This window comes from Psychrobacter nivimaris (assembly GCF_009812035.1).
GTDB lineage: Bacteria > Pseudomonadota > Gammaproteobacteria > Pseudomonadales > Moraxellaceae > Psychrobacter > Psychrobacter nivimaris.
The window spans coordinates 20,643-27,421 of sequence record NZ_VZIZ01000046.1; the positions used below are offsets into that span (position 1 = coordinate 20,643).

Sequence of the window (6,779 nt, forward strand, 5' to 3'; positions counted from 1 at the left end):
AACTTAGGAAGTTATATGCCCAACTGGCCACCAGACCCTAACAAACGTCCTGATAACTCGGCAAATCAGCCAACGCAACCGCAGCAACCAAGCCCGCCAAGTGGACAAGAATGGAAGGTGCTGGAAAACACGTTATTAGCGAGTGTGGTTGAGCAGCGCCGCGCTCGTCGCTGGAGTATCTTTTTTAAACTACTGACCTTTGGTTATATCCTATTGATATTTTTGACCCTTGGTCGTGGTTGTAGCAGTGCACCAACAGGTATGGACGCAGTCGATACTAGCGATCCACATTTGGCAGTGGTTGAGCTGCAAGGTGTCATCAGTAATGACGATGTGGCTAATGCGTATGATGTTAATGAAGCCTTGAGAGACGCTTTTGCAAACAGTAACTCAAAAGCAGTGGCATTGGATATCAACTCACCTGGCGGTTCACCGGTACAGTCTGATGAGATTTGGCAGACCATGATGGACTTACGCCAAGAATACCCAGACAAAAAGCTTTATGCGGTGATTGGTGATATCGGTGCGTCAGGTGCTTATTATATTGCGTCTGCCGCAGATGAGGTTTATGTCAATCCGTCAAGTTTGGTCGGCTCTATCGGTGTCATTATGCCAAGCTATAACGTTAAAGGTTTGATGGACAAAGTTGGCGTAGAAGATCGTACGATTACGGCTGGTGAGTATAAAGATATCTTAAGCTTATCTCGTCCGTTGACTGATTATGAAGAAAACCATGTCGAAAAAGTACTAGCAAATACGCACAAGCATTTCATCAACGCTGTCAAAGAAGGGCGCGGTGACCGCCTGAAGAATCCTGAACAAAACAAACTGTTCTCAGGGCTATTCTGGACAGGTGAGCAGTCTATTGAGCTAGGTTTGGCAGACAAAACAGGTAGTATCACAAGTCTAAGTAAGCAACTCGACCTTGATACAATCATCAGCTATAGCCCAACTGATCCGTTCCAAATGTTTATGGACCGTTTTGCAGTGAAGTTAGGTGCAGGTATTGGCTCTAGCGTTAGTCTCGACGTATTGCCACAAGAAAGCAACACTGGGCAGATGCGTTAAGCATTTTATGTTTTAGATATAATGTGTATGATTGTTAAGGCTGAGCATATAATTGTGCTCAGCCTTAATTGTATGCAATACCAAATAAAAAACCTTGGCCCAAGTGATAGCCTGATTGAATTAGCTATACAACTATAACCATCAAACACAGTCGTCAAACTTGCCATATAAACATGGTTGGTTTTGAAGAAGTTATTTTTAATGCTATTGGTTTTAATAATGGTACCAGGTTCAATCATTAAAATAATATATAACATAAACGATCCCACGAGAGTCTGTCATGAGTGATGAAATAAATTTGCAGTCCTTTGCTAAACTGCCTGTCTCTAAAATAACCAATAAACCTGTGCTGCATTTTGCCCATGCTAATGGAATGCCAAGTGCGGTATATGAGCCGTTCTTTGAAGGCCTATCAGAGTTCTTTACGGTTGAATATATTGCGATGTTGGGTGATACGCCTGATTATCCAGTGGACGATCATTGGCGCAGTTTGACGCAGCAAATTATTGATAGCGTAAACAGAGCCTGCGAAAAGCATGGCGTTGCACAGGCAGTAGGAGTAGGGCATTCGCTTGGGGCTATGTGTACGTTGCAGGCCACGTATCGTCAGCCTGAACTGTTTGCACAAGCGGTGCTTATGGATCCGCCTTGGATTTATGGCAAAGTCAGTTTGTTATGGCATTTGGCAAAGACAGCAGACAGATTACCGCTCATGAATAACCGTCTGATGGACAAACTGTCACCAGCTGGCGTATCCAAACATCGCCGTGATGTGTGGGATAGCCGAGATGAAGCATATGATAAAATGCGACATAAAGGGTTTTTTAAGAATTTCGATGAGCGCAGCTTTCAAGGATATATCGATCATGGCTTGCATGAGCGCGCGGATGGCAAAGTGACATTGGCCATCCCTAAAGCCAGCGAAGTCGCTGTGTTCCGTACCAATCCATCTTGGTATTGGCTGGCACCGAATCGTGGTCCTAAAGTGCCTGTGACTTTAATCATTGGTCAAGACAGTATATTTTTGAAACGTCGCTTTCCGCAGCAGATAAAATCGCGCTTGGGCATTCCTTATGAGACTCACGAAGGAGGGCATATGTTCCCACTTGAGCATCCAGAATCTGTCTCAACGCAGGTGTTAGGATTGATTAAGCAGCAATTGTCAAAATAAATGCAACATATTATCAGTCATGCTTGTAATGGATATGAGCTGCCAGAGTATTTTTAAGTGACATTTTTATGCCAAAGAATCTAACTGCTCCATCTAGTACGATTGCCTCACCTAAGTCTCTGCCGCTATTTTCGCGCGTGGGTACATTCGTGCTAACAGTAGGAATGGTGCTTGCTTTTTTTATCAGTCAGTTGGTAGGTGTCTATATCGCTGGCAAGCTGGTATTACCTGCCGATGAAAGGACATCGGTAGGGCGTATATTCTATTTTGGTAGTAATGATGGAACGGTCGTGAGCCTGTCTATACTTATCGGCTGTATATTGCTAGTGGCAATTAGCGTGCTTATCATTCGTTTAAAAGGTGGCAGCCTGCGTCAATATTTAGCACTAAAGCCGTTCTCACTGTCGGTGGGTATAGGAATGCTTGGGCTGCTACTGATATTTATGATTGCCAGTCAGGCACTAACGTATGTACTCGATATGACGCCGTTGGTGTTTGTTGATCCACTCTATCAGTCTGTCATTTCGGTTTGGCTGTTGGTGTTTGCCATGGTGATCGTCGCACCAATTTATGAAGAGGTTATCTTTCGTGGTATATTGTGGTCAGCCATCGAAGAACAGTTTACGGCATCATCATATTCAGCGAATCATGGGGCGATTGTCGCCAGCATTGTGACAAGTTTGATATTCGCTGTGATCCATGTGCAGTATGGTATATACGAGATTAGTACTATCGTAGTGTTGGCATTGATATTTTGCTATGCACGGATTAAGTCGGGCTCGCTACTACTGCCAATCGTACTGCACATTGTCAATAATGGTGCAGCGATGTGGCAGTATATTGCGCAAGCGGCGTAGATGAAATACTAGCCTCAATGATTGCTACTATATAAATTATATCGAAATAGTTAGATATAAAAATTTGGCTACGCGTTAGGATTATGCATCAGGATTTAATAGTAGTACTTCATCGGCAGCTCGCTTAATATCATCAATCGTCAGCTGAGGTTTACCGCTCAATGCTTGACGCCATTTACGCGCGCCCATCAGACCTTGGAAGAGTCCTAAATAATGCCGTGTCATTGTTGGCAACGCTTCGCCTTTTGCGAGTTGTTCTTCGAGATATGGATAAAGCTGCGCTAAAATCTCTGAGCGCTTAGGTATTGTCTCGGACGCTGCCTCGTTCCATAAGCTATTGGCCTCTGCTAATAGATACGGGTTATGATAAAACGCCCGACCAATCATCACGCCATCGATATGCTGTAGATGCGTTCTAATGTCCTCAATTGTATCGATACCACCATTGATTTCAATATCCAGCTCAGGAAAATCCTGCTTCAGACGGTACACATCATCGTAACGTAGCGGTGGTATCTCGCGGTTTTGCTTAGGGCTGAGCCCCTGCAACCATGCTGTACGCGCATGTACGATAAATCGAGTACAACCTGCCGCTGCAACTGTCTGTACAAAGTCCACCATAAACTCATAACTATCAAAGTCATCGATGCCAATACGATGTTTGACCGTCACAGGAATATCGACTGCGGCTTGCATATGCTTGACCAAATCAGCAACCGTCTTAGGCTCGGCCATCAGACAAGCACCTATCTTATTGTGCTGTACGCGATCTGAGGGACAACCGACGTTGATATTGACTTCATCATAGCCATACTGCTGAGCAAACTCAGCACACTGCGTCATCTCATCGATGTCTGCACCGCCAAGCTGTAATACAAGCGGATGCTCGAGCGTATCAAAACGTAGATGCCGTGCTCGGTTACCATGTATCAATGCACCAGTACTGATCATCTCGGTATATAGATACGTATGCGGGTTGAACAGTCGTGCAAAGTAGCGATAGTCTGTTGTTGTCCAGTCGATCATAGGAGCTACTGATAGTCGCTTATTCTTCATTAAATCAATCATTTAGCGTTAAAGCCTTACTGTGTATAGTGTAGAGTATTGCTGTCTTGCGTGTTGCTGCGTGTTCGTGCGTGTTTTTACGTGCGTTTACTTGTTATTGTGTTGTACCATATTCGTACCACAAAACTAAAAACAAGGCATGGTACAAAATGGGCAGCATAGTAAAGCGCAAAAATGCCGATGGCACAGCTCGGTATAGGGGGTTGATACGCATCGAGCGTGACGGCTATCCGTCGTTTAGTCAATCAAAGACATTTAGCAAAAAAGCATTAGCTGAGGCATGGGTAAAAAAGCGTGAAGCTGAGATTGAAGCCAATCCTGAAATAATGCTAAAGCGTGAAGCTAAGTCGATGCGATTGCGTGACGTTATTATAAAGTATCTTGACGAGCTTGGCGATCAGTTCGGACGCACTCACAATATGTCACTAATCCTTATTAGCAAATTACCAATAGGTGCAAAGCAGATTAACACACTAAGGCGTGAGGATTACACCGCATTTGCTGATGCAAGGCTAAATGGTAAGTATGATGGATTAAGAGCAATCACACCAGCCACGCTCAATGGTGACATCATGGGCATACGCTCAGTGCTCAAGCAAGCCAAACTTGCATGGGGGCTTGACGTTAATCTAAATGAGTTTGAAGATGCTGTGCTAGGATTAAGACACAGCCGTAAAGTGTCGTCTAGTATTAAGCGCACTAGGACACCAACCAGTGACGAGTTGCAAGAGCTGACAACTTACTTTTATGCAAAATGGATGATTGGCAAAACCACTTATCCGATGCACCTTATTATTTGGTTGGCAATCTACACAGCAAGACGACAAGAAGAATTGACACGTTTACGCATTGATGACTTTGTTGATGGTTGGTGGCTCGTTAGAAACGCAAAAAACCCACGCGGTAGCATGGGCAATCATATTAATACTAAAGTTAGAGACAATGCGCTACCGATTATTGATGCGCTAAAAGTTGACAAAGTACGTGCTACTATGCGTCGTGGCAACAAACATTGGGATAACGAGCTACTGCTACCGCTATCACCTAGAAATATATCAGCCATGTTTACGAGGGCGTGTAAGCTCAAGGGTATTGATGATTTACGTTATCATGATTTACGTCATGAAGCAGCGACACGGCTTGCTGAGCAGCGTTTGACGGTGCCTGAAATGCAGCAAGTGACTGGTCATGACTCATGGTCTAGTTTACAGCGTTATGTTAATGTTACGCCCCGCAAAACTGTATTAGAGTTTGACAGGGCAATGCAGGTGGCTATGCTTGCATGGCAAGATGGTCGCTATTAGCCTCGTCTATCTCATGGTCAATCCATGCCGCTAATGATGCCAGTGGCACGTAGTAAGCAGGTTTACTCTCAGAACCGTTATTGACTACCGAAAAACCTAGCTGACCATGCTTAGCCTTGCGATGTAGCTCAGGCTTTGTCAGTGGTGGTAGGTAGTCGCTTGCCACCCTCTCAAGCGGTATGAGTGGATTAAAACCGTACCGCATGATGAGCATTTGCTCTGTGTTGAAGTTAGTCATATCACTCTCCTTGTTTTACAAATGGCGTTAAATCAGGCTCACTATAGCTATCAGGCTTCATGATTTTACCGTTAGCATCAAACTCAAACTTACCTTTAACCATCTTGCTGTTGTTTGAGCGTATAACCTCTTTGAGTGCGCCCTCAATGTCAAAGCCCATCATATAAGCCACGCCAGTAGCGGTCACGATTTGGTCGCATAGGGCGTCTAGTAGTTCAGTGTTATCAATAAAGGTTTTTTGAGTTTCAACGTATTCGTCAGGAACGGTAAGCCCTTTGATAAAATCTGCTTTCTCGCTCAGGTCTATACAGATATCCTCATTACCACCACCAATCGCCGCCATCATTTCGCAAACTTCTTCAAAATGACAACCAAGCTGTGTCATGTAGTCATTAAACGTCGGCTCAGGCTTCGCAGCTTTAAACCAGTTGCGAATATCCGTTATGCTGTCAGGCTTAACATACGGCTGCATCTTCTCGTTGTAGTGCTTCCAAGCCCATGCTTTAGCCTCGTCGATAGTTGCAAAGCCGGTGGCTTCTTTGGTTGGCGCTTCGGTGTGTCGGTTATAATAAAGGACGCTATACGCCACACTATCTACGTCCTTCCAAACTGAATACTCACAAATAGGTGTTACCACCTCACATATAAGCCTGTTAGTGCTTTCAAGTCCAAACCAAACCAACGGCTGTAACGGTAAATTATTCATGACTTACTCCATATTTATTATGATAGTTTTGCGCCCACTGCTTAGCGGCTTCTACGCTGTCAAACTCGCTTGACTTGAAAGAAGGGTGGTCGCCTTTTGCGTTATAGATCACAAAGTGGCTGCTACTGATAATCTCAATTCTATAAGTGTGCGATTTGGTATTAGCGACATCGTTTTTTGTCCAGTTTAGTTTTTTGGTCATTCTTATTATCCTCATTAGTAAATAGATGACCTGTCTCGTAGGTCAATCGGCTTTGCCTCGACTGCTTTTTCAAAGCACATGCTATGCACGTAAGGAGTGTCAATCTAAGCTGCTAGTAGTTGTACGCCACCATCTAGCTATGCGCGTCAGTGTATTAGCCCGCACTGC

8 protein-coding genes are annotated in these 6,779 nt (G+C 44.3%); 4 read left to right on the forward strand and 4 right to left on the reverse strand.

Features of this window, described 5'->3' with window-relative positions; translation table 11 throughout:
• Positions 1-15 precede the first annotated feature (15 nt).
• The 3 genes from sppA (at position 16) to FQV37_RS13665 (ending at position 3,096) form a co-directional block, all read left to right on the forward strand.
• Positions 16-1,068 carry a signal peptide peptidase SppA gene (gene sppA / locus FQV37_RS13655; protein WP_160023689.1) on the forward strand — a complete coding sequence of 351 codons (1,053 nt, stop codon included), beginning with the start codon at positions 16-18 and terminating at the stop codon, positions 1,066-1,068.
• A 280-nt stretch (positions 1,069-1,348) separates the two neighbouring features.
• Positions 1,349-2,239: an alpha/beta fold hydrolase gene (locus tag FQV37_RS13660; protein ID WP_160023691.1), complete on the forward strand. Its 891-nt coding sequence runs from the start codon at positions 1,349-1,351 to the stop codon at positions 2,237-2,239.
• 68 nt (positions 2,240-2,307) lie between these two features.
• Positions 2,308-3,096 (forward strand): CPBP family intramembrane glutamic endopeptidase, encoded by a 789-nt coding sequence (locus FQV37_RS13665; RefSeq protein WP_227679264.1) that lies wholly within the window; start codon positions 2,308-2,310, stop codon positions 3,094-3,096.
• 81 nt (positions 3,097-3,177) lie between these two features.
• On the opposite strand, the gene dusA is transcribed toward FQV37_RS13665, so the two are convergent.
• On the reverse strand, positions 3,178-4,164 hold the full coding sequence (gene dusA, locus FQV37_RS13670; RefSeq protein WP_160023693.1) for a tRNA dihydrouridine(20/20a) synthase DusA: 987 nt from the start codon (positions 4,162-4,164) through the stop codon (positions 3,178-3,180).
• 146 nt (positions 4,165-4,310) lie between these two features.
• Between dusA and FQV37_RS13675 the strand changes: the two genes are divergently transcribed.
• The gene (locus tag FQV37_RS13675) at positions 4,311-5,465 is read left to right on the forward strand and encodes a tyrosine-type recombinase/integrase (RefSeq protein WP_160023695.1); all 1,155 of its coding nucleotides are present in this window, start codon (positions 4,311-4,313) and stop codon (positions 5,463-5,465) included.
• Here FQV37_RS13675 and FQV37_RS13680 read toward each other — a convergent pair.
• Genes FQV37_RS13680 through FQV37_RS13690 form a run of 3 tightly spaced genes read right to left on the reverse strand, consistent with a single transcriptional unit; the run spans position 5,434 to position 6,611 of the window.
• Positions 5,434-5,703: a pyocin activator PrtN family protein gene (locus FQV37_RS13680; protein ID WP_160023698.1), complete on the reverse strand. Its 270-nt coding sequence runs from the start codon at positions 5,701-5,703 to the stop codon at positions 5,434-5,436. The genes FQV37_RS13675 and FQV37_RS13680 overlap by 32 nt on opposite strands.
• A 1-nt stretch (position 5,704) precedes the next feature.
• On the reverse strand, positions 5,705-6,409 hold the full coding sequence (locus FQV37_RS13685; RefSeq protein ID WP_205962103.1) for a nucleoside triphosphate pyrophosphohydrolase family protein: 705 nt from the start codon (positions 6,407-6,409) through the stop codon (positions 5,705-5,707).
• Positions 6,402-6,611, reverse strand: coding sequence for a hypothetical protein (locus FQV37_RS13690; protein WP_160023700.1), 210 nt, complete (start codon positions 6,609-6,611; stop codon positions 6,402-6,404). The genes FQV37_RS13685 and FQV37_RS13690 overlap by 8 nt, the downstream gene beginning before the upstream one ends.
• Positions 6,612-6,779: the final 168 nt, after the last annotated feature.

What these genes read in the sequence shown, in the direction of transcription:
- FQV37_RS13690 (WP_160023700.1), bottom strand. Translation starts at nt 6,611, where the DNA reads ATGACCAAAAAACTAAACTGGACAAAAAACGATGTCGCTAATACCAAA.
- FQV37_RS13660 (WP_160023691.1), top strand. Translation starts at nt 1,349, where the DNA reads ATGAGTGATGAAATAAATTTGCAGTCCTTTGCTAAACTGCCTGTCTCT.
- FQV37_RS13665 (WP_227679264.1), top strand. Translation starts at nt 2,308, where the DNA reads ATGCCAAAGAATCTAACTGCTCCATCTAGTACGATTGCCTCACCTAAG.
- sppA (WP_160023689.1), top strand. Translation starts at nt 16, where the DNA reads ATGCCCAACTGGCCACCAGACCCTAACAAACGTCCTGATAACTCGGCA.
- FQV37_RS13680 (WP_160023698.1), bottom strand. Translation starts at nt 5,703, where the DNA reads ATGACTAACTTCAACACAGAGCAAATGCTCATCATGCGGTACGGTTTT.
- FQV37_RS13675 (WP_160023695.1), top strand. Translation starts at nt 4,311, where the DNA reads ATGGGCAGCATAGTAAAGCGCAAAAATGCCGATGGCACAGCTCGGTAT.
- dusA (WP_160023693.1), bottom strand. Translation starts at nt 4,164, where the DNA reads ATGATTGATTTAATGAAGAATAAGCGACTATCAGTAGCTCCTATGATC.
- FQV37_RS13685 (WP_205962103.1), bottom strand. Translation starts at nt 6,409, where the DNA reads ATGAATAATTTACCGTTACAGCCGTTGGTTTGGTTTGGACTTGAAAGC.